Genomic DNA, 907 nt, shown 5'->3' with positions numbered 1-907 from the left:
GGTCTGCCACACGCAGGCCCAGACCTTGCCCGCTCAGAATGGCAAGCCATGACCCCGATTCAACAATGGCATGCCACCCGCAGCCTGCGCCTGCTGCTGCAGACGCTGCGCGACATGATGGTCTCGATGGGCCCTCTGTTGCTGCTCGGTGGAGGCCTGCTGGTGGCGGCCTACTGGTGGCTGGATCCGCAGCCGCCGCGCCAGGTGAGGCTGGCCACCGGCCCGGCCGGAAGTGCCTACGCCGGCTTCGGTGAGGGCTATGCGAAGGCACTGGCGCGCGAGCACATTCAGGTGGAGCTGATTGCCAGCGAAGGCGCGCAGGACGATCTGGCCTATCTGCGTGCAGGCACGGCCGATGTGGGCTTTGTGCGTGGCGGCATGGCCGATCCGGCGGCCGATACCGAGGCCGGCATCGTCTCGCTGGGCAGTCTGTTCTACGAGCCGATCTGGATCTTCTACCGCCGCGATCTCGGCATCGCGCGCCGCCAGCCCGGCGGCGAACTGCAGCGCCTGGCCCAGCTGCGCGGCCTGCGAGTCAATGTGGATCAGGACGGCAGCGGTGTACCGCAGATTGTTGAGAAGCTGCTGGCGCTGAACCAGCTGAAGCCGGCCGATCTGCGGCTGTCCAATCTGGCGCCCGAAGCCGCCGGCGCGGCGCTGCGCCAGGGCCAGCTGGACGTCACGGTGCTGATCTCGGCGCCGCAGGCCAGCCTGATCCGCGCGCTGCTGCGCGACCCGGCCATTGCGCTGATGGCCTTCGAGCAGAACGAGGCCTATTCGCGCCACCTGCCCTTCCTGTCCACCGTGACGCTGCCCCGCGGTGTGGTCGACGTGGCGGCCGATTTGCCGCCTCACGACGTGCCGCTGCTCGCCACCACCACCGCACTGCTGTCGCGCGAGCAGACGC

General features: G+C 69.0%; 1 protein-coding gene. It reads left to right on the top strand.

The window, feature by feature from the left end; genetic code table 11:
• Window positions 1-48: 48 nt before the first annotated feature.
• Window positions 49-907 (top strand): TAXI family TRAP transporter solute-binding subunit (locus AC1DYI_RS36985; RefSeq protein WP_477209049.1); only part of this gene is annotated, 859 nt, incomplete at its 3' end.

The organism is Ideonella sp. P3_A4, assembly GCF_056403075.1.
The sequence above is the reverse complement of the archived record's forward strand: the minus strand, read 5'-3'. Positions and strand labels throughout refer to the sequence as shown.